Source organism: Kluyvera georgiana ATCC 51603 (assembly GCF_001654985.1).
In the GTDB taxonomy this organism is placed as follows: Bacteria; Pseudomonadota; Gammaproteobacteria; order Enterobacterales; family Enterobacteriaceae; genus Kluyvera; species Kluyvera georgiana.
In genome coordinates, this window is sequence record NZ_LXEU01000041.1 from 1 (window position 1) to 22,476 (window position 22,476).

Genomic DNA, 22,476 nt, shown 5'->3' on the forward strand with positions numbered 1-22,476 from the left:
TTTTTTTTGCCGTCAGCGCGTCACTTCGGTCACGCTGAAGTCGTGTACATCCAGCTCGAAGGCTTCCGCCAGTTCACGCCAGGTATGGTATTCACGACCGTCGACGCTCACGTGGTGTGGATCGTTCGACGAACGGTGGATTTCACTTTCGCTGATTTCGTTGATGGCCGCCAGTAGCGCATCGACGTTGATCTCAGGAGGATCGATCGCAGATTTCATCACAGATACCCTTTTTACCGTTCCCTGTATAATTATACATTCGTTGTACGATGCTGCTCATTTTTTGTTCGTTTTTTGCATTGGTGGATATTTAGTCAGTTGGTTTGCGGAGCCGCTGTCAGCACGACCATTTTGTTCTACACTGGGAAAAACCAATCAGGAGAGACGTTTATGCAAGTTAACGATCGTGTGACGGTCAAAACCGATGGGGGGCCGCGTCGCTCCGGTGTGGTGCTGGCCATTGAACAGTTCAATGAAGGGACGATGTATCTGGTCGCGCTGGAAGATTATCCGTTGGGGATATGGTTTTTCAACGAAGTGGGCCATCCTGATGGGATATTTGTAGAAAAAAGCGAATCGTAATCGAGCATCTGGCGGTAGGGCTACCGCCAGTTTCCCTGCCTGGATATCCTAGCGCATATTGACGAAAATGCCCGAGGTGACATTTTCTGCTAGGCGCACAACATGATAGATAACCTGTTTGTTATGCGTTTTTATTTTCTTCTTAATATTACCCTTATGTGACGATACAGTTTTTGCTTTAATATTCATCTGATCGGAAATCTGAATCGTTCCCTGTCCCGACATCCACATTTTCAACATACTTGATTCTGTCCGGCTTAATGACAGAGTAGACATATTAGTCTGCTTTACATCTGATTTTTCTTTTTTCAGATAATTCCCCAGAATGCTATCCAGGGTTTCCGGTTTTATCGATTTGGAACTTATTAGCAGATTACTCCGCACCATCAGGTATTCGTCAAAATGAATATTGGCAATGGCCATAAAAACAATGAACAAAGTCCTGGGATGTTGATTAATGATCTGCTTGATATGCAAGCTACTCTGCACATCGTGGATGAAGCAGTCCTCATTAATAAACACGACAGATGGACGGCGAGCCGCGCAAACTTCAGTAAGTGCTTCTACGCTCTCAACATTGTCAATATCTCGTTTCTTCACTCCACGACTGGCCAGGTATCCGGTTAACCCTAGCCGCGTATAACTGCATAGATCCATAATAATCGTTGACATGGCATACCCTCACTCAATGCGTAACGATAATTAACCCATTACCCTCGAACTTCATCGTCGCAGCGAACCTAATGAAAATAAAAAATTGAGAATGAAGACGATCAGGCGGCATCAACTATCCCGTAAAGTTACGTATAATTTGCCAGGAATCATCTCAAAGTAAAGTAAATGTTAGGTTATGTGAAAGACGTAAAAACAAATAACCCGCGCCAGCGATATGCTGGTAGATGTTTTTGCAAATTTACTTTAGGAATTTCCTCATAATAACCGGGAGGGTACTATGGAGAATTTATACGTGGTAACTCACTGATAATATCGGCTAATAGATCAAATATTTCGCTAAATAAGTGTTCACAGAAGGGGGCCACTAATGGCATTAACGCCGCCATTAGCAGAATGCCGACGGTAAGCGTGATGGGGAAGCCGATAACAAACACCGACAGCTGCGGAGTCATACGGTTAAGCATCCCGAGCGCGAGGTTCACCGTCAGCAGCAGGGTAATGATCGGCAGTGCGAGCATGAGTCCGTTGAGAAAAATCATGCCTCCCGCTCGGGTGAGCGCGAGAAACGCATTGCTGTTAATGGGTTCACCGCCGATAGGCAGCGTGTGGAAAGTATCGACCAGCAGTGAAATCAGCCACAGATGCCCGTTGAAGACCAGGAACAGCAACATGGCTAACATATCCAGAATGCGCGCCAGTATCGGCATATTGAGGTTACTGCCCGGATCGACAAAGGTGGCAAATGACAGACCCATCTGTAGGCCAATAATCTCGCCACAGGTTCGTATGGCGGCAAAGGCAAACTGCATCGTAAAGCCCAGCGCGATGCCGATGAGAATCTGCTGGAGCGCGAGCCACAGCGCGTTAGCGGAAAAGAGCGGGACATCGACCGGCGGCAGCGAGGGCGCAATCACGAAGGTAATGATAATCCCCAGCCCCACTTTCACCCGTTTAGGCACAGAACGTTCGCTGAGAATGGGGGCGGTGGCGATCAGCGCCAGCACGCGAAGCAGCGGCCAGAAGTAGAGCCCGAGCCATGAAACCCACTGGTCGCTGGTCATGTGAAGCATAATGCTTAACCGATGATGTAGGGCAGGTTGTTGAACAAGGTGCGTACGTAATCAAGCAGCAGATTCAGCATCCACGGCCCGGCGACGATGATAGCGATAAAAACGGCAATGATTTTTGGAATGAACGAGAGCGTCATTTCGTTAATCTGCGTGGCCGCTTGCAGAATACTGATAATCAGACCGGTGACCAGCGAGACTAAAAGCAGCGGGGCGGCCAGCGCCAGCGCCACTTTCATCGCCTCGGTGCCCATCATCATGACGGATTCAGGGGTCATGGGTACTCCTTAACTGTAAAAACTCTGCGCCAGTGAACCGACCAGTAACTGCCAGCCGTCGACCAATACAAACAGCATCAGCTTAAAGGGCAGGGCAATGGTTGCAGGCGGTACCATCATCATCCCCAGCGCCATCAACACGCTGGCAATGACCAGATCGATAATCAAAAACGGAATGAAAATCGTGAAGCCAATCTGAAAAGCGGTTTTCAGCTCGCTGGTGACGTAGGCGGGCAGCAGAATGCGCATCGGCACGGCTTCCGGGCCTTGAATTGGCGTGCTGTTGGCCAGCCGGGCGAACAGCGCCAGATCGGCCTCACGCGTCTGGCGCAGCATAAACTCACGCAGCGGCTGTGCGCCTTTATCCAACGCCTCCTGCATGGTGATTTTATCTTCGCTAAACGGCTGATAGGCGTCGGTATAAACCTTATCAATGACCGGCGACATGATGAAAAAGGTGAGAAACAGCGCCAGCCCCAGCAGCACCTGGTTAGGCGGTGCGGACGGCGTTCCCAGCGCGCTGCGCAGCAGGCCAAAGACAATGATGATGCGGGTAAAGCTGGTCATCATCAGTAAAATCGCCGGGATAAAGGTCAGCGAGGTGATAAACACCAGCGTCTGTATCGGCAGCGACCAGCTCTGCCCGCCGTTGGCCAGCGGCTGGCTGATTAAACCCGGAAGCTGAGCAAAGGCGGAAGGCGAGAGCAATAACAACCCGCCCAGCGCGAGGGAATAAATACGGCGCATCAGGATCTCCCGGGACGCTTAAGCATGTTTTTCATCAGTGAAGCAAATTCCGGCGCGTTAGCCTGCGGCGGCTGGTTTTCCGGCGGCGCTGGCGGGAGGGTATGGAGCAGCGTGACCTGCTGGGCCGTTACGCCCAGCACCAGCCGCGCATCCTCGACGTTCACAATCACCACTCGTTCGCGCGCCCCTAACGAGGCGCTGGCGCTCACCTTCAGACCGCTGTTGGTGCGGCCCTGAACCGTACCGGGCAGAACGCGTTTAACGATCCACGCGGCGGCCAGAATCAGCACGATAATGCCGAGCAGCGCGCCGCTTACCTGAATCAGCGGCGAAGTCATCGGTTCGTTGGCGTGCGCCACCGTCACCGGCGTGGTGGTATGGTTGGCCGGTGCGGCGTGCGACGGCGTCACAACGGGCGCGGAGTGGGTTGCGCTCATATCAGCGGCTCAGACGGCGCATACGTTCCGATGGCGTAATGATGTCGGTAATGCGAACGCCGTATTTATCGGCAACCACCACCACTTCACCTTGCGCGATCAGATAACCGTTAATCAGAATATCCAGCGGCTCGCCTGCCAGACCGTCCAGCGCGACCACCGAACCCTGCGTCAGGCGCAGCAGTTCTTTGATGGTCATGCGCGTACGGCCCAGTTCCACGGTCAGCTTGACCGGGATGTCCATGATCAGATCGATATCCTGCAACGTACCGCTGACGTCGCCGCCGCCGAGCTGTTGGAAGACCGCATCCGCGGCGCTTTTCCCGGAGGTGGATTTTTGCTCGTTCAGCGCTTCAGCCCACAGATCGTCCACGGATCCGCTGTTGTCATCGGGTGGAGTATTCATATCACTCATTTGGGCTGTTCCTCGTTCAGCGAATTCAAAATCGGGTTGATCAAATGTTCTACGCGCAGCGCATACTGGCCGTTCACGGTACCGTACTGGCTGGTTAACACCGGTACGCCGTCAACGTGGGCAATAATGCGGTCTGGCTTGTCAATCGGCAGAACGTCACCGGGTTTAAGTTTGAGTATTTGTGACAAACGCAGCGAGATATCGGCGAAGTTCGCCACCAGTTCCAGCTCCGAGTGCTGCACCTGACGTACCAGGTTTTCGCGCCAGTTTTGGTCCTCGTGGCGGGAGTTTTCCAGCGGCGGGTTGACCAGCAGTTCGCGCAGCGGTTCAATCATGCTGAACGGTAGGCAAATGTTAAATTCGCCGGTCAGGTTGCCGATTTCCACGTGGAATGGCGTGTTCACCACGATATCGTTTGGTGAGGTGGTGATGTTGGTGAATTTGACCTGCATCTCCGAACGGACGTACTCCACCTCCAGCGGGTTAATCGCTTTCCAGGCATCGCTATAGCCTTCCAGCGCCAGCTTGAGCATACGGTTGATCACTCGCTGCTCGGTGTGGGTGAATTCACGGCCTTCCACTTTGGTAGGAAAACGACCGTCGCCGCCGAACAGGTTGTCCACGGCGATGAACACCAGGCTTGGCGAGAACACCACCAGGCCGGTACCGCGCAGCGGCTTAAGGTGAATCAGGTTGAGGTTGGTTGGCACCGGCAGGTTACGGGCAAACTCGTGGTAAGGCTGAATGCGTATCGCCCCCACGGTAATGTCCGGACTACGGCGCAGCAGGTTAAACAACCCCATACGGAAGTGACGGGCGAAACGCTCGTTAATAATCTCCAGCGCCTGCAGTCGCTCACGGACGACGCGGCGCTGGGTATTGGGGTCGTAGGGGCGAATATCATCTTCGCCCGTGGCGCCCGCCAGCGGTTCACTCGATTTGTCGCTGTCGCCGTTTAACAGCGCATCGATTTCGGCCTGAGAAAGAATACTGTCGCCCATGGCTCTACCGCAGAATAAAGGCAGTGTACAGAACGTCGGTAACGTTCTGTTTCGGCTGACCGGCAATTAACGGCGCGCTCAGCGTCTCTTTAATATCGTTGGCGAGCTGTTTTTTCCCGTCATCCGTTGCCAGTTTCGTCGCGTCCTGACGCGACAGTAGCAGCAGCATGCGGCTGCGTACTTCCGGCAGATAGTCGTTCAGACGGGCGCGATCAGCTTCGGTCTTCATGCGCAGCGTGACGCCCACGTACAGCACGCGATCGGCATCGCCCAGGTTGACGGTGAAGGTATCCAACGGGAAAAAGACCGGTGCGGCCGGCGGCGGCGCTTCTTTCGGCGCGGCGGGGGCGTTCTGATGCTCAATGCGCCAGTAGCTGTAACCTGCTGTGGCGCAGGCAGCGAGCGTTACCAGCACCAAAAGTGGGATCCAGAGCGAGCGTTTGCTCTTTTTATTGATAGCGGTGTCAGTCATCTGATGCGGTCTTCCTTTTTACTACTGCTTATCCAATGATTATCCCGCCTCCCGCGCCGGTCAAAGCGTGGAAAAGACGGGAATAATCGTGTTACCTCTGGCGTTTAAGCGAAGATATCTACCGCGTTATCGCCGCGAGAGGCGGCGTGCAGGGCGGCAGGGACGGCCAGTACTTCGCCATCGTCTTGCGCATCGCCTGCATTGGCATCAGCGCGCGAGGCGAAAGACTGCTGGGAAGAGGGCTGCTGATGCTGACCCGCAAAGCCATCGCTGCTGATGTTGCTCTGCCCCAACTGAATACCGTTTTCTTCCAGCTGGCTGCGTAGCACCGGCAGGGCGGCTTCCAGCGCGGCGCGCACGTGGCTGTGCGGCGAGGCCATCTGGATCTGCGCGAGGTTATCTTCCACCTTCAGCGTAATGTGTACCTGGCCTAACGACTCTGGGTGCAGGCGCAGTTCGGCAGTTTGCTGACCCTGACGGGTAAACAGCGTGATGTGCTGGCTGACGTTCTGCTGCCAGTCCGGAGTACCAAGCTGGGCATGAACGTTGGCGCTGACGGCCGCAGGGGCGGCCAGTGAACTGCTGCTCTGCGGGGACATCGCTGACAACGTTGCCGTTGGCGCGCTCGGGCTTGGCGTGCTCTCCATTTCGGCCTTTTGCGCGGGGATCGCGAAAGCGGCGTCGGCCGACAGCGCGCGGGCATCGGTATGCGGCTGTGACGCCGGAGTGCCTTTCACATCGATAAAACTCTCGGCTTTCGCATCGCCACGTTTGAGCGGCGTGCTTAACGCGTTCAGCGTATCGCTGGCGGCGCCCGTGGTTGAATGCGCGGCGTTCTGCAAGGGCTGCAACGGTGCGGGCAGCATGGCCATCAACGCATTCAGGCTGCTCAGTTCGTCGTCGCTCAGTTTATCCTCGTCGGCGTCACGCTCTTTGCCGCTGACCTTATCTTTACCCGACGACAGCTCGCCTTTGAGGTGCGCCGCCAGCGAACTGAGTAGCGTTTGCGCGTCGCTTTGCTCGGTGATATCCAGCGTATCACCCAGTTCAGCGGTGGTGCGCGTGGCTTCTTGCTGTACCAACCATTCGGTGAGGGATTGGCCTTTAACTTTGGCATCGCGTAACGACGCCGCCTCCTCGCCAGACAACGACGCGGTTTTGCCCGCGCTTGCTCCTTCGGCGGTTTGGGTTAATGCGCCGGCCAGCAGAGCCAGAAAATCCTCGGCGCCGCCTGTGGTTTTGGCTGCGGTATCGGCCGTCGCGAGGCTTGTATCGCTGATGGCCAGGTTAGGCAGAGTGATCATTCTGGTTTCCTCATGGTTGCACGCTGGGCAAATTCATCCATCTTCTTCTGATCCAGACGGTTTTCCGCCAGCAGCTCCGCAGAGGCCTGCCGGTCTTGTAACGTTTGCCATGCCTGCAAACGCTGTTTTTTCTCACGCCAGAAGTTCAGCGCCTGTTCGACTTTGTTGTTCCACTGGATAAGCTGTTGACGGTGCTGGTCAATCGCTTTCTCCAGCGTCTGAATGAACTGCTGGTAGTTTTGCCAGCGCAGGCTCGCAATCCCCTGCGTCATGTCATTATTCAGGCTGTTCTGGTATTCAAGCTGATAGTCCATCAACATTTTGAGTTGTTCTTCCGCCTGCTGGCAGCCGCGTCGCATCTCGCCCAACACCAGGGCGGCGTTATCGACATCGGTTTCTGCCAGTTCTTTGAGCGTTGCTAATGCACCGTGCTGCGCCATATTGGTGATCCTCTTGCTTCACTATGACGTTGGGAAAATCAATTCCAGCGCCTGGATTGATGATTCCCAGTCTGCTTTTTCAAGAATGCCTTGCTGTAAAAATGCTTCCAGGTGCGGCCAGAGCGTGATGGCTTTGTCCAGCATCGGATCGCTACCTTTGGCGTACGCGCCGACGCTAATCAGATCGCGGTTACGCTGAAAACTGGAGAGCAGCTGTTTAAAATTGCGCACCCGCGCGTAGTGTTGCTCGCTAATCAGCGCGGTCATCGCACGGCTGATGGAGGCTTCAATATCAATTGCCGGGTAGTGACCGGCCTCGGCCAGCCGTCGCGACAGGACGATATGGCCATCGAGAATGGCGCGCGCGGAGTCGGCGATCGGATCCTGCTGATCGTCACCCTCGGTTAACACGGTATAAAACGCGGTGATCGAGCCGCCGCCGCTGATGCCGTTCCCGGCGCGTTCAACCAGCGCGGGCAGCTTGGCAAAGACCGAAGGCGGGTAGCCTTTGGTGGCCGGCGGTTCGCCTATCGCCAGGGCAATTTCGCGCTGCGCCATTGCGTAGCGGGTCAGTGAGTCCATGATCAGCAGCACATGCTGGCCGCGATCGCGGAAATCTTCCGCCACACGGGTCGCGTAGGCCGCCCCCTGCATGCGCAGCAGGGGAGAGACGTCGGCGGGGGCGGCAATCACTACGGAACGCGCCCGGCCTTCGGTGCCGAGAATGTTCTCGATAAAATCTTTCACCTCGCGACCGCGCTCGCCGATAAGACCGACGACGATGACATCGGCGCGGGTGTAGCGCGCCATCATGCCGAGCAGAACGCTTTTACCGACGCCGGAACCGGCGAACAGCCCCATACGCTGGCCGCGGCCAACGGTCAGCAGGGCATTAATGGGCCGCACGCCGGTATCCAGCACGTGTTCAATCGGCGTGCGCTGGAGCGGGTTGAAGGGCGGAGTGATCAGCGCGCCGGTTTCGGTAGTATCCGGCGCGGGCAGGCCGTCGAGCGGTTTGCCGCTGCCGTCGAGCACGCGGCCGAGCAGCGCCGGGCCAAGCGGGAGCTGTTTGCCGCTTTGCAATCCGTCTCCGATGCTGCTGCGGGCATAAACCCGTGCGCCGGGTAAAATGCCTTCAACCTCTTCGAGCGGCATTAAAAACAGGCGCTGACCGTTGAAGCCGACCACTTCGGCTTCCACTTCCTGCATTTCCGCACCCTGTTGACGCTCAATAATGCAGGTTGCGCCGAGCGGTAGCTGCAGACCGGTGGCTTCCAGCACCAGGCCGGTCGCACGGGTCAGGCGGCCATAGCGGCGCACGGCGGGAAGCTGGGCAATGCGGGCTTCAAAGTTGTCGAGCGTGTTCAGCCAGCGGGTCAGACGCACGGTCATCAGCAGGCTCCCGGTGCCGCCAGGCGGCACAGTTCCTGCCAGCGCGTTGCCACGCTGGCATCGAGATCGCCCTCATCGGCGGAAACTTTACAGCCGCCGGGGTGCAGCGTTGGGTCGCCGCGCAGCCGCCAGCCGTGAAGGTTCAGCGTGGCGCCCAGCATCTCCTCGACGCGCGGCAAATCTTCAGGGCTAACCCGCAGCTGCGGCTTGCCGCTGAACAGCGGTTCTTGCTGCAGCAGGGATTGAATCTGTTTAATCAGCGCGGTGTTATCGACCGCCGGCATCTGGCCGACAATCTGTCGCGCTGCTTCCAGCGCCATCTGCATCAGACGTGAGGCGATCACGCTGTCGAGGGTATCCAGGGTGTGCTGAAATTCGCTCGCCAGCTGCTGCATTCGGGCATGGATAGGGGCCTGATCCTGTTTGGCCTGTGCCAGACCCTGTTCGAGCCCCTGCGCCAGCCCTTCCTGATAGCCCTGTTGTTGACCGGCGGCGTGGCCTTCACGCAGCCCGGCCTGATACCCCTGTTCATGGGCCTGGATCTGCAGCTGAGCCAGCTGCTGCTGTTGCAGCTGCTCGGCAGAAATATCCTCCTGCTCGGCGTCGGGTTCGTCGAGGGTGAGGGGAGTAAACTCCACCTCCATCGGCGGCGAGAGATCGTCAGGCTGCCAGACTTTCCACGGCGTGGTATCAGACATAGGTGTCGTCTCCGCTGCCAATCACCATCTCGCCGGTTTCGGCCAGACGACGCACAATAAGCAGAATGGCTTTCTGTTCGTTCTCGACCTGCGACAAACGTACCGGGCCGCGGTTGGCCAGGTCGTCGCGCAGAATGTCGGCTGCCCGCTGGGACATATTGCGCAGGAACTTCTCGCGCAGTGGCGGCTCGGAGCCTTTGAGGGCAATGAGCAGCGATTCGGAGTCCACTTCCTGCAGTAGGCGCTGGATGCTGCGATCGTCGACCTCGACCAGGTTTTCGAACAGGAACATTTCGTCGATAATTTTCTGCGCCAGCTCGCCGTCGAATTCGCGTACCGCGGTAATAACCGCTTCTTCCTGCTGCGTTTTCATCAGGTTGATAATTTCTGCCGCCGTTCTCACGCCGCCCATTTTGCTGCGCTTGAGGTTCTGGCCGTCGAGCAGGCCGTTCAGCACCTCAGTCAGTTCCGCCAGCGCCGCCGGCTGCACGCCGCCAAAGGTGGCGATACGCAGCATGACGTCGTGACGCAGACGTTCATCGAACAACGCCAGAATATCGGCGGCCTGGCCGCGTTTGAGGTGGACCAGTATGGTGGCGATGATCTGCGGATGCTCGTCGCGGATAATATCGGCGGCGCTCTGCGGCTCCATAAAGTTGAGCGTTTCGATCCCGCTGGTGGTTTCGCGGGTTTCGAGAATGTCCTCCAGCAGGCTGGAAGCTCGCTCTTCACCCAGCGCTTTAATCAGTACCGAACGCAGATATTCATTGGCGTTAACGCTCAGCGCCGCAAACTGCTCGGCCTCTTGCTCAAACTCGGCCAGCACGTCGGTCAGCTGTTTATTCGAGATCTGCTTGATGCCCGCCATGGCGGTACTGAGCTGCTGCACTTCACGGGTGCTGAGGTGTTTAAACACCTCGGCGGCGCGATCTTCGCCAATCGTCATCAGCAAAATGACGCTTTTGTCGATTCCGGTAAGATTACTCATGGTCGTTATTCATCCATTGGCGAATGACCAGCGCCACGACGCGCGGATCGTTATCAGACATCTCGCGAATACGCTGGCTCATCACCTCGGCGCTCAGGCGCTGGTTGGCACGGCGTTGCTGGGTCTGTTCATCTTTGCTGAGGCGAACCTCAACGGCTTCCTGAATTTCCTGCTGCGCTTTGGCTTTTTCCACCTCGGCCAGGGCGACCTGTTCGCGGCGGGCAAGCTGCGGCTTAATCGCTTTACGCCACAGCAGCCAGGCGACAATCAGCACCAGCAGCCAGCGACCGGCGGACATCAGCTGCTCGATAAACGACTGTTGTTTCCAGAACGGCAGTTCGCCGCCGCTGTCATCGCTGCTGTTAAACGGTGAGTTGACCACGTTCAGGGTATCGCCACGCTGGCTGGAGAAGCCCATCGCCTCGCGGGTTAAATCTTCAATCTGTTTCATCTGATCGCTGGTCAGCGGCAGCGGTTTACCGTCTGGCAGATTGCGATAGTTGACCACCACGGCGACAGACAGACGCTGAACGTCGCCAACGTTCTTTTTGGTGTGCGAAATGGTGCGATCGAGCTCGAAGTTGCTGGTTTCGCTACGCTGGGTATTGCGCGGACCGGTGGTGGTGGCCGTGCGGGTATTGGCATTCTGCGCGTTGACCTGATTTGCCGGTGGGTTGGCAATCGGCGCCGACGGTGCCGGGGCTGGGGTGTTAGACAGCGCGCCCGGAACACCGCCCGGATACGGGCTACCGACCTGGTCGTTTTCGCTAACCTGACGCGAACGAATGGCGGCCTGGTTAGGATCGCCATTCGGACGATACTGTTCGTCGGTTTGCTCTTTATTATCGAAGTTCACCTGCGCGGTGACCTGCGCATGCACGTTACCGTTACCGACGATCGGCCCAAGAATCGCTTCAATACGGCGCTGAACGCGGCCTTCAACGTCGGCGGTATATTTCAGCTGCGCGTCGTTCAGGTCGCGAGCGCTGGTATTGGACTGGGTCAGCAGATGGCCGCCCTGATCGACCACGGTGACGTTGCCCGGTGGTAAACCCGCGACGGCGCTGGAGACCAGATGGACCACCGCGGAGATTTGTCCTTCATCAAGCGCGCGTCCCGGTTCGAGATTGACCGTAATGGAGGCCGAGGGGGATTTCTGCTCGCGTACGAACAGCGAAGGTTTTGGCATCGCTAAGTGCACGCGGGCGCTTTTGACCGGACCGAGGGTTTCGATGGTACGCGACAGTTCACCTTCCAGCGCGCGCTGGTAGTTCACCTGCTCGCTGAACTGGCTGATGCCGAATTTTTCCTGATCGAGCAGTTCAAAACCTACCGCGCCGCCTTTCGGCAGGCCGAGCTGGGCCAAACGCAGGCGCAGTTCATGCACTTTGTCAGCGGGCACTTCCAGCGCGCCGCCGTTATCGGCGAAACGATAGGGGACGTTCATCTGGGTCAGCTGGGTCACGATGGCCCCCCCGTCCTGATCGGACAGGTTGCTGAACAGCGTGCGATAGTCCGGGGATTTGGCCCACAGCACCATTGCCACGAGAATAGCCACCGCGGCGGCACTGGCCACCATCAGTGGAATTTTTGGATTAGCGCGCAGGCGATTGACCCATTCTACAGTTTTATTTTGTGGCGTAGCCGTAGCACTCGCGCTCATTGCGCACCTCGTCGTTCCTGATCAATGGCGTTAAACGTAAACGAAAACAAAGCAGACTCCCTGGCGCAAAACACATAAAGACAGCGATGCCATTATTTGATGCTTCGGGAAATTCGATGGGCCAAATAACCCGTTTTTATAGTGCTATTTAGCGCCTTTATCTTATTGACAAACTGGTAAGCTCGTTCTCAGGTTAAACACAATCCGGGAGTCAACATGGCGATTCAGGGTATTGAGGGCGTGCTGTCACAGATGCAGGCAACGGCATCACTGGCGCGCGGTCAAAGCGTGGATACACAGCCAACCATCAGCTTTGCCGGCCAGCTGCACGCGGCGCTCGACCGCATCAGCGATACGCAAAACAGCGCCAAAGCGCAGGCGGAGAAGTTTTCACTGGGAGAACCAGGCATCGCGTTGAACGATGTGATGACCGATCTGCAAAAAGCATCCGTTTCATTGCAGATGGGGATTCAGGTGCGTAATAAACTGGTGAGCGCCTATCAGGAAGTGATGGGGATGCAGGTCTAGCTTCTGTTGCTCTCTCAATTGGGTTTAACGTTGGGAGAGTCCTGCCATTCGTCTTTTCCACTCCGGCGCCTCCCACGCTTCATTGCATTCGTTCAGATTACCCTCTACGCACCGTCTTTTCCGTGAAACCCCCGCAGGTTTAACGCTATAATGTTTCTGTTTTTTTCTCCCGAAACAGGATGAATAATGAAAAAATTAGCCATTGTGGCAGCGCTGATGACGCTGGCGGGCTGTGCGCAGATTGAAGACTACTCAACGGTGGTGAAGTCGCCTGCTCCGGCGGGGCTGGCGGGCTACTGGCAGACGATGGGGCCGCAGCGCGCGTTGGTTAGCCCGGAGGCGATGGCCAGCCTGATTGTCACTCGTGACGGCGACACGCTGGACTGCCGCCAGTGGCAGCGGGTGATTGCGCTGCCGGGTAAACTCACTCTGCGCGATAGCGATGTCTACAACGTGACCAACAAGCTGGATGTTTATGCGGTGGAACGCGATGGCAATTCGCTGAAGTACGATGGGATGACGTTGCAGCGGGTTGAGCGGCCTACGGTAGAATGCGCCAACGCTTTGACTAAAGCGCCGCTGCCGTCGGTGCTGCCGTAAAATTTTGTCGCTCCGGCATAGCTGATGCCGGAGCGCTATTCATCAATGATTCAGGTCAACCTTATCCTGCGGAACCAGCACGTGGCCGCCCTGATTACCGTAGGTGGTCATCACCGTTTTCTGAATTGACGATTGTCCGACCAGTTTCGCCAGCTCGTCCATGCGCGCCTGCAACAGGCGCTTTACGGTGTTTTCGTTATCAAGCACTTTACGCAGCAACGGACGGAGTTGTTCCTGAAGCAGTTCGGTTGGCTGGCTCTCTCGCGTCAGTTGAGCAATCTTTTGCACCGCATTGACGTACTCCATTTCGCTGGCGATTAATTCGTCCCACAGTCCCTCCGTGGCAAGCCGCAGCATCAGATTGCTTTTTTCAACCAGCTTTTGGTACGACAGATAAAGGTGCGGTGCATGGCTCATTAGACGGCGTCCTGAATCAAGTTAGGCGTAAGTAGAGATTCCTTCCAGGCATCGGCGATGTTGCGCATTAACGCCTCAACTTCCTCAATGGCGCTAACATCATTGTGCAGGTTGGCTTGCAGAAGACGTCTGACCATATAGGCATACAGCGACAGCAGGTTCTGCGTCAGCTCGTCGCGGCTGTCCTCATCCAGGCCAATTTTCAGCCCGTTTTCGATAATGTTGATGGCTTTCGACAGGGAAAGCCCTTTTCCCTGCTGGTTGCCGTCCTGCATAAACAGGCGGGCGCGGATCAGCGCGCTGAGCGCGCCGTCAAACAGCATGGTCACAAGCTGCTGCTGACTGGCGCTCATCACGGCGCTTTCCACTCCAATCTGTGCGTAGGCCTGCGTACCTTTTGCCCCGTACATGATGTCTCTCCCGATCAATAGTGATTACTTGGAATTGCTGGTCGATTCAAACTGCTGCGTTAAGTAGCTGCTGGTGCTGTTCAACGAACTCATTAATACGTCCAGCTGGGTAAACTGTTCTTTATAGCGAGCCACCTGCGCGTCGATACGATCGCTGGCGGCGTTATAGTCTTTGGTTAATTTGTTCAGCGTTTTGCTGACGCCATCGGTGGCGGCTTTGATGATGCCGGTGCTGGAGAGCCAGCTGGTCAGGTTGGTACCGATGGTGGTGGTGATGCCGGTTTTTTTGCCGTCGCCCACCAGCAGTTCGCCCACGCCGGAAGCGTCTTTTTTCAGGGCGGCTGTCAGTTTATCGTTATCCAGCTCCAGCTTGCCGTCGTTCGGGTCTGTCGTGATCCCAATCTGCGCCAGCGTTTTATAAGAGGAGGTGCTCAGCGAGTTGCTCAACATACTCTTCAGCTGGGTCTGGATGGTGCGCAGGGTCGTGTCGCCGAGCAGCGCGCCGTTGTTGGCATTCTGGCTGTCCGCGCCTGGGTCTACGGCGGTGTATTTTGTCAGGCTGCTGAAGGTGTCGATCAGTGCGTTATAGGCGGTGACCCAGTCGCTGACGGCCTTTTGCGCCTTGGTCGTGTCCTGGGTGATGGTCAGCGTCTGGTTGCCGGTGGTGACATCGTTCAGGTTCAGGGTGATGTCTTCCAGCGCGTCGCTGATGGTGTTGCTGCTGTTGACAATTGGCACGTTGTTGACGGTCAGTTCGGCGTTTTGCGCGTTAACGCTCTGTTCCATCCCGTTTGCGCCGTCGGTGCTGGTTCCGTTATAACCCATAAAACTTTGCAGCGCGCTGTCGCCGCTGACGCTTAAGGTCATGGCGTTATCTTCACCGGTATCGTTCGAGGTAATCGACAGACGATATTCGCCGTTGCCAACGTTGATAATACTGGCGCTGACGCCCGCTTTGGCATTGTTGATGGCGTCGCGAATACCGCTTAAGGACGAGTTGGCGGCGCTGATATCAATGGTCACCGGTTTTTTATCGCCCCCCTGCTGGATGGTCAGAGTACTGTCGCTGGTGGCGATAGCGGCTTTGCTGTCTTTCTGGGAGGTTTTGGTGGTCAGCGTCTGCGCCTGTGCCAGTTGCGTGACGGCGATGGTGTATTTCCCCGCGATCGCGCCGCCTGTCGTGGTGGCGCTAAACGCGGTGCTCGAACTGGCGGTAGTGGTCGCGGTAAACAGGTCGGCTTTCGACAGCGCGGTGTTGGCCGTCTGGAACGCTTCCAGCCCGCTTTTCAGGCTGCCGTAGGCGCTCAGCTTCGCGGTATAAGAGGATTGCTGTTTAGAAATCGGCGTTAACGTCTGTTTTTGCGCGGCGGTAAGGCTATCCAGAATGTCGCTCAGATTCAGGCCCGATCCAACTCCTAGTGAAGAAATGCTTGCCATTGTTATTCCTTAATTTGTCGACACGTAGAATGAATGTCTGGGTTATCGGCCTGAATGCATCAAAGTTTACGCTTAATTGTCTTTTTTTAATGGCGGGAATAAGGGCAAGAGAAAAGAGTAATTCGACGGCTAAAAAAAGCGTGATTGCGAAAAAAAATTCTAAAGGTTGTTTAACGGCAGACGATAACAAGTTTGACGGCGATTGAGCCGACGGGTGGAAACCCATTACGTAATCAACGACTTGCAATATAGGATAACGAATCATGGCACAAGTCATTAATACCAACAGCCTCTCGCTGATCACTCAGAACAATATCAACAAGAACCAGTCTGCGCTGTCCAGTTCTATCGAGCGTCTGTCGTCTGGTCTGCGTATTAACAGCGCGAAGGATGACGCAGCGGGTCAGGCGATTGCTAACCGTTTCACCTCCAACATCAAAGGCCTGACTCAGGCGGCGCGTAACGCCAACGACGGTATCTCCGTTGCGCAGACCACTGAAGGCGCGCTGTCTGAAATCAACAACAACTTACAGCGTGTGCGTGAACTGACCGTTCAGGCAACCACCGGCACCAACTCAGAATCCGACCTGTCGTCAATTCAGGACGAAATTAAGTCTCGTCTGGACGAAATTGACCGCGTATCCGGTCAGACTCAGTTCAACGGCGTGAACGTACTGGCAAAAGACGGTTCCATGAAAATTCAGGTCGGCGCAAATGATGGTGAGACCATCACCATCGACCTGAAAGCCATTAACAGCTCCGTACTGGGGCTGAGTGGTTTTGACGTTAATAAAACCATCTCTTCGTCCGACCTCGCTACAACTGCAACAACGCAGTTGAAAGAAGCTGATTCCAAAGTTAGCACCGCTAAATTCTCCTTCACCGATACCAACACTGTCGGTCCGATGAAGATTGCGGTTGATAATGCCGATGCAGATAAACTGTATGTCACTGATGGTACTAACTATTACGACGCAACTTACGATAAAACGTCTAATACACTGAAATATAACAGCACAGCGACTGCAGCTGGTATTGATGGTACCAAAGCAACTATTGCTACAGCGGGTCAGGATATTAGCGTTGGCGGTGGTGTATCTCTGCATACTCAGGATGTTGTTGGCTTTACTGATGGTAACACCGCGGCTCAACCAGCTCTGTACATGGACAAAGCCGGTAAATACTACGCACAGATGTCTGACAATTCTTACCGTGCTGCAACTGTTGATGCTGCTAGTGGTACTGTGACATTTAGTTCTAAGGCTGCTGATAAAATTGGTGTTGCAGTTGATTTTGCTACTACTAGCACAACGGGTATTACTGGCGCTGGTGGCGATGAAGTTGTTGACGGTCTGGTAAAAGATACTGCAGGGAACTATTTTGCAAATGTAACTGGTACCAAAGCAGGTCTTTATGCTGCAAGCGTTAATGCGACAACGGGGGTTGTTACACTGACTGGTACTGCGGTAGGGACACCAACAGGTGCAACGACTGCAGTGACTACCGTAGGTGAGCCAACGGGTCTCTCCTCTAAACTGACCGAAATTGACACCCCAAGCTCAACTCCGGCCGTCGACGTTGATCTGTCATCCGTTACCAACGTTAAAAACGCACAGCTCTTTGCTCTGAAAGACGGCAGCGGTTATGTTATCAAAGGCAGCGATGCCGATGGCAAAGATGTGATGTACAAAGCAACGGTTGATACTGCTACTGGCAAAGTTACTCAGGGCGATCAGGTCACTTCAGACCCGCTGGCGGCTGTTGACGATGCCATTGCCACCGTTGATAAATTCCGTTCTTCCCTGGGTGCTATCCAGAACCGTCTGGACTCAGCTATCACCAACCTGAACAACACCACCACCAACCTGTCTGAAGCGCAGTCCCGTATTCAGGACGCCGACTATGCGACCGAAGTGTCCAACATGTCTAAAGCGCAGATTATTCAGCAGGCCGGTAACTCCGTGCTGGCGAAAGCCAACCAGGTACCGCAGCAGGTTCTGTCTCTGCTGCAGGGCTAATCGCTCTCATCCTGACCCAACCCCGCCTCGGCGGGGTTTTTTTGTTACTGAAATTTCACTTTACTGCGCAAATAACCCCACATTTCTCCCACTGTTCCACCGATTAAAACGGCTATAGAAACGGATAATCGTGCCGATAACTCATATTAATGCAGGGCTGTTTATCGTGAATTCAATGTATACCGCTGAAGGTGTAATGGATAAACACTCGCTATGGCAACGCTATGTGCCGTTGGTGCGCCATGAAGCGCTGCGCCTCCAGGTGCGTTTGCCGGCGAGCGTGGAACTGGACGATCTGCTCCAGGCGGGCGGTATCGGTTTATTGAACGCTGTTGAACGCTATGACGCTCTGCAAGGTACGGCATTTACCACTTACGCAGTGCAACGCATCCGTGGGGCGATGCTGGACGAATTACGCAGCCGTGACTGGGTGCCGCGTAGCGTCCGGCGGAACGCGCGTGAAGTTGCGCAAACGCTGGGTCAACTGGAGCAAGAGCTGGGACGAAACGCGACGGAAACCGAAGTCGCGCAGCGATTGGGGATTGCGGTTGAGGAATACCGTCAGGTGCTGTTAGATACCAATAACAGCCAGCTTTTTTCCTACGACGAGTGGCGAGAAGAGTATGGCGACAGCATCGAACTGGTGACGGAAGAGAATCAGCACGAAAACCCACTGCATCAACTGTTGGAAGGCGATCTTCGCCAGCGCGTGATGGAGGCGATTGAAGCCTTACCGGAACGTGAAAAGTTGGTGTTAACCCTCTATTACCAGGAAGAGCTCAATCTCAAAGAGATTGGCGCGGTGCTGGAAGTGGGGGAATCGCGCGTCAGCCAGTTGCACAGTCAGGCGATCAAGCGTCTGCGCATCAAGCTGGGTAAGCTGTAGGTTGGTATAACGTTACGTTCAACCAAAGAATGCCGCATTAATCAATGAAAACCCGGAGTTATCATGATGATGCAGGTAAAAAGACGGCCCCTAAGCCGCTATTTGAAAGACTTCAAACACAGCCAAACGCACTGCGCGCACTGTCATAAACTGCTCGACCGCATCACGCTCGTCCGGCAGGGGGAGATAGTCAATAAAATCGCGATATCCCGTCTCGATACCCTGATGGACGACGCGGCCTGGCAACAGGAACGCGAGGCATGGTCCGCGCTGTGCCGTTTCTGCGGCGATCTGCACTGCAAAGAGCAGAGCGCCTTCTTTAATATCATCGGCTTCAAACAATACCTCCTCGAACATACCGACATGAGCGCCGGTACCGTGCGCGAATACGTCGTGCGTCTGCGTCGTCTGGGCAACCACTTTTCCGCGCAACAGGTGCCGCGCGCGCTGCTGCTGGAACGCCAGGCTGACGTCAAGCTGGAGGCGTGGCTGCCGGATACCAGCACCAACAATTATCGTATTGCACTGCGTAAATACCTGCGATTTCATCACCAGCAGGCGCTGAACAACGCACAAAACTTCGCAGACCGTGAAACCTCTGATATATATTAAATTGGAATAACATGGATCTTATGGGTGTTTGTCATTGATGATGAACGGTTTACACTACGGGAAAATAATGTTTTTCGGGGGTATAATGAAACTGAAGTTTCTGGGTCGTCAGGCGCTGATGGGCGTAATGGCCGTTGCGCTGGTTGCGGGAGCAAGCGTGCAAGCCTTTGCTGCCGAAAATTTATTAAACCAGGTTAAAGAACGCGGCACGCTGCGCGTTGGGCTGGAAGGGACCTATCCTCCGTTTAGTTTCCAGGGTGATGACGGCAAACTGACCGGTTTTGAAGTCGATTTCGCTAACGAACTGGCTAAACACCTTGGCGTTAAGGCCGATCTGAAACCGACCAAATGGGACGGTATGCTGGCGTCGCTGGACTCCAAACGTATCGACGTGGTGATTAACCAGGTCACCATTTCGCCGGAACGTCAGAAGAAATATGACTTCTCCACCCCGTACACCATCTCCGGTATTCAGGCGCTGGTGAAGAAGGGCAGCGAAGACTCCATCAAAACCGCGGCGGATCTGAAAGGCAAAAAAGTCGGCGTCGGTCTGGGCACCAACTATGAAGAGTGGCTGCGTCAGAACGTGCAGGGCGTGGACATCCGGACTTACGACGATGACCCGACCAAATATCAGGATCTGCGCGTTGGCCGTATCAACGCCATTCTGGTTGACCGTCTGGCGGCGCTGGATCTGGTGAAGAAAACCAACAATACGCTGGCGGTGGCCGGTGATGCGTTCTCCCGTCAGGAATCAGGCGTTGCGCTGCGTAAAGGCAACGACGATCTGCTCAAAGCAGTGGATAGCGCTATTGACGCCATGCAGAAAGACGGTAGCCTGAAGGCGCTGTCCGAAAAATGGTTTGGAGCTGACGTTACGCACTAATTGCTCTGAAGGAAAAAAGGCGCTGAAAGGGCGCCTTTTTTTATTTACGGCGCATAATAAAAACGAGACTAAGGAGATGCTATGTCACTGCAAAATTTAACCCGTTTTCCGCGCCTTGAGTTTATTGGCGCGCCGACGCCGTTGGAATACCTGCCGCGCTTTTCCGACTACATCGGGCGCGACATTTTTATCAAACGCGACGACGTCACGCCGCTGGCGATGGGCGGAAACAAGCTGCGTAAACTGGAGTTTCTCGCTGCCGACGCGCTACGCGAAGGGGCCGACACGCTGGTGACCGCTGGGGCAATCCAGTCTAACCACGTGCGCCAGACGGCGGCGGTGGCGGCAAAATTGGGGCTGCACTGCGTGGCGCTGCTGGAAAATCCGATGGGGACGAAGGCAGAAAACTATCTCAGCAACGGCAACCGTCTGCTGCTGGATCTGTTTAATACCCAGGTGGAGATGTGTGATGCATTGAGCGACCCGAACGCGCAGCTGGCTGAACTGGCGACGCGTCTTGAAGCGCAGGGCTTTCGTCCTTATGTGATTCCGGTGGGCGGTTCAAACGCGCTGGGCGCGCTGGGGTACGTGGAGAGCGCGCTGGAAATCGCTCAGCAGTGCGAAGGTGCGGTGTCGATTTCCTCCGTGGTGGTAGCCTCCGGCAGCGCGGGAACCCATGCCGGTCTGGCCGTGGGGCTCGAGCAGGTGATGCCGGAAGCCGAGCTGATTGGCGTCACCGTTTCCCGCAAGGTGGCCGATCAACTGCCGAAAGTGGTCACGCTCCAGCAGGAGATTGCGCGCAGTCTTGAACTGACGGCTACAGCTGGAATCACGCTGTGGGACGACTATTTTGCCCCGGCTTACGGTATTCCGAACGACGACGGCATGGAAGCGGTGAAACTGCTCGCGCGTCTGGAAGGCATCCTGCTCGACCCGGTCTATACCGGCAAAGCGATGGCCGGGCTTATCGACGGTATCAGCCAGAAACGCTTCAAAGATGAAGGGCCCATTCTGTTCATCCATACCGGCGGTGCGCCTGCGCTGTTCGCCTATCATCCTCACATTTAAATAGAACGCGCCCATGCAAGAAAGTATTCAATTAGTGATCGACTCCGCGCCGTATCTGCTCAAAGGCGCGGTCTTTACCCTCCAGCTCAGTATTGGCGGGATGTTCTTTGGGCTGGTGTTGGGCTTTATTCTCGCGTTGATGCGCCTGTCGCCCATTGCGCCGGTACGCTGGCTGGCACGTTGCTACATCTCTATTTTTCGCGGCACGCCGCTGATTGCCCAGCTGTTTATGATCTACTACGGTCTGCCGCAGTTTGGTATCGAACTGGATCCCATTCCGTCGGCAATGATTGGCCTGTCGCTGAATACCGCGGCCTATGCTGCCGAAACGCTGCGTGCAGCGATTTCGTCGATCGATAAAGGCCAGTGGGAAGCCGCGGCGAGTATCGGCATGACCCCGTGGCAGACGATGCGCCGGGCGATTCTGCCGCAGGCGGCGCGCGTGGCGCTACCGCCGCTGTCGAACAGTTTTATCAGCCTGGTGAAGGATACCTCGCTGGCGGCGACCATTCAGGTGCCGGAACTGTTCCGTCAGGCTCAGCTGATCACCTCACGTACGCTGGAAGTGTTCACCATGTATCTGGCCGCGTCTCTGATTTACTGGGTGATGGCGACCGTGCTGTCGGTGCTGCAAAACTATTTTGAAAACCAGCTAAACCGCCAGGAGCGAGACCCGAAATGAGTGCAATTGAAGTCAAAAACCTGGTTAAAAAATTCCACGGACAGACCGTGCTGCACGGCATCGATCTCGAGGTGAAAGAGGGCGAAGTGGTGGCGATTATCGGGCCAAGCGGTTCCGGCAAAACCACGCTGCTGCGCAGTATTAATCTGTTGGAACAGCCGGAAAGCGGCACCATCCGCGTTGGCGATATCACGATTGATACCGCGCGCCCTATCGGTCAGCAGAAAGGGCTGATTCGCCGCCTGCGTCAGCACGTCGGCTTCGTGTTTCAAAGCTTCAATCTGTTCCCACATCGTACGGTGCTGGAGAATATTATTGAAGGGCCGGTGATCGTGAAGGGCGAGGATAAAGCCGGTGCGGTTGCCCGCGCTCGTGAGCTATTAGGCAAGGTGGGGCTTTCAGGTAAAGAAGAGAGCTATCCTCGCCGTCTCTCCGGCGGCCAGCAGCAGCGTGTGGCGATTGCCCGTGCGCTAGCGATGCGTCCGGATGTGATCCTGTTTGATGAACCGACGTCCGCGCTGGATCCCGAACTGGTGGGTGAGGTGTTGAACACTATCCGCGCGCTGGCGCAGGAGAAGCGGACGATGGTCATCGTGACCCATGAGATGAGCTTTGCCCGTGATGTTGCAGACCGCGCCATCTTTATGGATCAGGGGCGAATTGTGGAGCAGGGGGAAGCTAAAGCGCTGTTCGCCAATCCACAGCAGGCCCGTACCCGTCAGTTCCTTGAAAAATTCTTGATGCAGTAGCTCCCCAAAGGCGCGCGGGTTACC

At 55.6% G+C, this 22,476-nt stretch carries 28 protein-coding genes; 10 read left to right on the top strand and 18 right to left on the bottom strand.

Features of this window, described 5'->3' with window-relative positions; all coding sequences use genetic code 11:
- Positions 1-12: 12 nt before the first annotated feature.
- The gene (locus M989_RS09070; protein WP_064544521.1) at positions 13-219 is read right to left on the bottom strand and encodes a YodD family protein; all 207 of its coding nucleotides are present in this window, start codon (positions 217-219) and stop codon (positions 13-15) included.
- Between the two features lie 171 nt (positions 220-390).
- Between M989_RS09070 and dsrB the strand changes: the two genes are divergently transcribed.
- Positions 391-582, top strand: coding sequence for a protein DsrB (gene dsrB, locus M989_RS26035; RefSeq protein ID WP_064544524.1), 192 nt, complete (start codon positions 391-393; stop codon positions 580-582).
- A 48-nt stretch (positions 583-630) separates the two neighbouring features.
- On the opposite strand, the gene rcsA is transcribed toward dsrB, so the two are convergent.
- From rcsA to fliF, 14 genes are all read right to left on the bottom strand, one after another.
- Complete coding sequence (rcsA, locus tag M989_RS09080; protein ID WP_064544525.1) at positions 631-1,254, bottom strand: transcriptional regulator RcsA; 624 nt, start codon at positions 1,252-1,254, stop codon at positions 631-633.
- 278 nt (positions 1,255-1,532) lie between these two features.
- Positions 1,533-2,327, bottom strand: a complete 795-nt coding sequence (fliR, locus tag M989_RS09085) for a flagellar biosynthetic protein FliR (RefSeq protein ID WP_064544526.1) — start codon at positions 2,325-2,327, stop codon at positions 1,533-1,535.
- A 5-nt stretch (positions 2,328-2,332) separates the two neighbouring features.
- Positions 2,333-2,602 (bottom strand): flagellar biosynthesis protein FliQ, encoded by a 270-nt coding sequence (gene fliQ / locus M989_RS09090; protein WP_035896987.1) that lies wholly within the window; start codon positions 2,600-2,602, stop codon positions 2,333-2,335.
- A gap of 9 nt (positions 2,603-2,611) precedes the next feature.
- A complete protein-coding gene (gene fliP / locus M989_RS09095) occupies positions 2,612-3,349 on the bottom strand; it encodes a flagellar type III secretion system pore protein FliP (protein ID WP_064544528.1) in 738 nt (245 codons plus the stop codon).
- Entirely contained in the window at positions 3,349-3,687 is a 339-nt protein-coding gene (fliO, locus tag M989_RS09100) for a flagellar biosynthetic protein FliO (RefSeq protein ID WP_064544582.1), read from the bottom strand. The genes fliP and fliO overlap by 1 nt, the downstream gene beginning before the upstream one ends.
- Before the next feature lie 100 nt (positions 3,688-3,787).
- Positions 3,788-4,201: a flagellar motor switch protein FliN gene (fliN, locus tag M989_RS09105; protein ID WP_064544530.1), complete on the bottom strand. Its 414-nt coding sequence runs from the start codon at positions 4,199-4,201 to the stop codon at positions 3,788-3,790.
- On the bottom strand, positions 4,198-5,202 hold the full coding sequence (gene fliM / locus M989_RS09110) for a flagellar motor switch protein FliM (protein WP_064544532.1): 1,005 nt from the start codon (positions 5,200-5,202) through the stop codon (positions 4,198-4,200). Before fliM ends, fliN begins: the two co-directional genes overlap by 4 nt.
- A gap of 4 nt (positions 5,203-5,206) precedes the next feature.
- A complete protein-coding gene (gene fliL / locus M989_RS09115) occupies positions 5,207-5,674 on the bottom strand; it encodes a flagellar basal body-associated protein FliL (protein WP_064544533.1) in 468 nt (155 codons plus the stop codon).
- Between the two features lie 104 nt (positions 5,675-5,778).
- The gene (locus tag M989_RS09120; RefSeq protein ID WP_064544535.1) at positions 5,779-6,978 is read right to left on the bottom strand and encodes a flagellar hook-length control protein FliK; all 1,200 of its coding nucleotides are present in this window, start codon (positions 6,976-6,978) and stop codon (positions 5,779-5,781) included.
- Positions 6,975-7,418, bottom strand: a complete 444-nt coding sequence (gene fliJ, locus M989_RS09125) for a flagellar export protein FliJ (protein WP_064544537.1) — start codon at positions 7,416-7,418, stop codon at positions 6,975-6,977. The genes M989_RS09120 and fliJ overlap by 4 nt, the downstream gene beginning before the upstream one ends.
- A gap of 21 nt (positions 7,419-7,439) precedes the next feature.
- Positions 7,440-8,810, bottom strand: a complete 1,371-nt coding sequence (gene fliI / locus M989_RS09130; RefSeq protein WP_064544584.1) for a flagellar protein export ATPase FliI — start codon at positions 8,808-8,810, stop codon at positions 7,440-7,442.
- Positions 8,810-9,508 (bottom strand): flagellar assembly protein FliH, encoded by a 699-nt coding sequence (gene fliH / locus M989_RS09135; protein ID WP_064544538.1) that lies wholly within the window; start codon positions 9,506-9,508, stop codon positions 8,810-8,812. Before fliH ends, fliI begins: the two co-directional genes overlap by 1 nt.
- Complete coding sequence (fliG, locus tag M989_RS09140; protein ID WP_064544539.1) at positions 9,501-10,496, bottom strand: flagellar motor switch protein FliG; 996 nt, start codon at positions 10,494-10,496, stop codon at positions 9,501-9,503. The genes fliH and fliG overlap by 8 nt, the downstream gene beginning before the upstream one ends.
- On the bottom strand, positions 10,489-12,159 hold the full coding sequence (gene fliF, locus M989_RS09145) for a flagellar basal-body MS-ring/collar protein FliF (RefSeq protein WP_064544540.1): 1,671 nt from the start codon (positions 12,157-12,159) through the stop codon (positions 10,489-10,491). Before fliF ends, fliG begins: the two co-directional genes overlap by 8 nt.
- 216 nt (positions 12,160-12,375) lie before the next feature.
- On the opposite strand from fliF, the gene fliE reads away from it, so the two are divergent.
- Together fliE and yedD are read left to right on the top strand one after the other, a co-directional pair.
- Positions 12,376-12,687: a flagellar hook-basal body complex protein FliE gene (gene fliE / locus M989_RS09150; RefSeq protein WP_064544542.1), complete on the top strand. Its 312-nt coding sequence runs from the start codon at positions 12,376-12,378 to the stop codon at positions 12,685-12,687.
- Positions 12,688-12,873: 186 nt separating this feature from the next.
- Complete coding sequence (yedD, locus tag M989_RS09155; protein ID WP_064544544.1) at positions 12,874-13,287, top strand: lipoprotein YedD; 414 nt, start codon at positions 12,874-12,876, stop codon at positions 13,285-13,287.
- A gap of 42 nt (positions 13,288-13,329) precedes the next feature.
- On the opposite strand, the gene fliT is transcribed toward yedD, so the two are convergent.
- From fliT to fliD, 3 genes are read right to left on the bottom strand one after another with little or no spacing between them, the layout of a single operon-like run.
- Positions 13,330-13,704, bottom strand: a complete 375-nt coding sequence (gene fliT / locus M989_RS09160) for a flagella biosynthesis regulatory protein FliT (protein ID WP_064544545.1) — start codon at positions 13,702-13,704, stop codon at positions 13,330-13,332.
- Complete coding sequence (fliS, locus tag M989_RS09165) at positions 13,704-14,114, bottom strand: flagellar export chaperone FliS (protein WP_064544546.1); 411 nt, start codon at positions 14,112-14,114, stop codon at positions 13,704-13,706. The genes fliT and fliS overlap by 1 nt, the downstream gene beginning before the upstream one ends.
- 24 nt (positions 14,115-14,138) lie before the next feature.
- Complete coding sequence (gene fliD, locus M989_RS09170) at positions 14,139-15,551, bottom strand: flagellar filament capping protein FliD (RefSeq protein ID WP_064544548.1); 1,413 nt, start codon at positions 15,549-15,551, stop codon at positions 14,139-14,141.
- Between the two features lie 263 nt (positions 15,552-15,814).
- On the opposite strand from fliD, the gene M989_RS09175 reads away from it, so the two are divergent.
- The 7 genes from M989_RS09175 (at position 15,815) to tcyN (ending at position 22,452) form a co-directional block, all read left to right on the top strand.
- Complete coding sequence (locus tag M989_RS09175) at positions 15,815-17,569, top strand: flagellin (RefSeq protein WP_064544549.1); 1,755 nt, start codon at positions 15,815-15,817, stop codon at positions 17,567-17,569.
- A gap of 166 nt (positions 17,570-17,735) precedes the next feature.
- Positions 17,736-18,455 carry an RNA polymerase sigma factor FliA gene (locus M989_RS09180; RefSeq protein WP_064544586.1) on the top strand — a complete coding sequence of 240 codons (720 nt, stop codon included), beginning with the start codon at positions 17,736-17,738 and terminating at the stop codon, positions 18,453-18,455.
- A gap of 60 nt (positions 18,456-18,515) precedes the next feature.
- The gene (gene fliZ / locus M989_RS09185) at positions 18,516-19,067 is read left to right on the top strand and encodes a flagella biosynthesis regulatory protein FliZ (RefSeq protein ID WP_240492971.1); all 552 of its coding nucleotides are present in this window, start codon (positions 18,516-18,518) and stop codon (positions 19,065-19,067) included.
- An 85-nt stretch (positions 19,068-19,152) separates the two neighbouring features.
- On the top strand, positions 19,153-19,953 hold the full coding sequence (gene tcyJ, locus M989_RS09190) for a cystine ABC transporter substrate-binding protein (protein WP_064544593.1): 801 nt from the start codon (positions 19,153-19,155) through the stop codon (positions 19,951-19,953).
- An 81-nt stretch (positions 19,954-20,034) separates the two neighbouring features.
- Positions 20,035-21,021: a D-cysteine desulfhydrase gene (gene dcyD, locus M989_RS09195; RefSeq protein ID WP_064544551.1), complete on the top strand. Its 987-nt coding sequence runs from the start codon at positions 20,035-20,037 to the stop codon at positions 21,019-21,021.
- 13 nt (positions 21,022-21,034) lie between these two features.
- Positions 21,035-21,703 (top strand): cystine ABC transporter permease, encoded by a 669-nt coding sequence (gene tcyL / locus M989_RS09200; RefSeq protein WP_064544553.1) that lies wholly within the window; start codon positions 21,035-21,037, stop codon positions 21,701-21,703.
- Positions 21,700-22,452, top strand: a complete 753-nt coding sequence (gene tcyN / locus M989_RS09205; protein WP_064544555.1) for an L-cystine ABC transporter ATP-binding protein TcyN — start codon at positions 21,700-21,702, stop codon at positions 22,450-22,452. The genes tcyL and tcyN overlap by 4 nt, the downstream gene beginning before the upstream one ends.
- Positions 22,453-22,476: the final 24 nt, after the last annotated feature.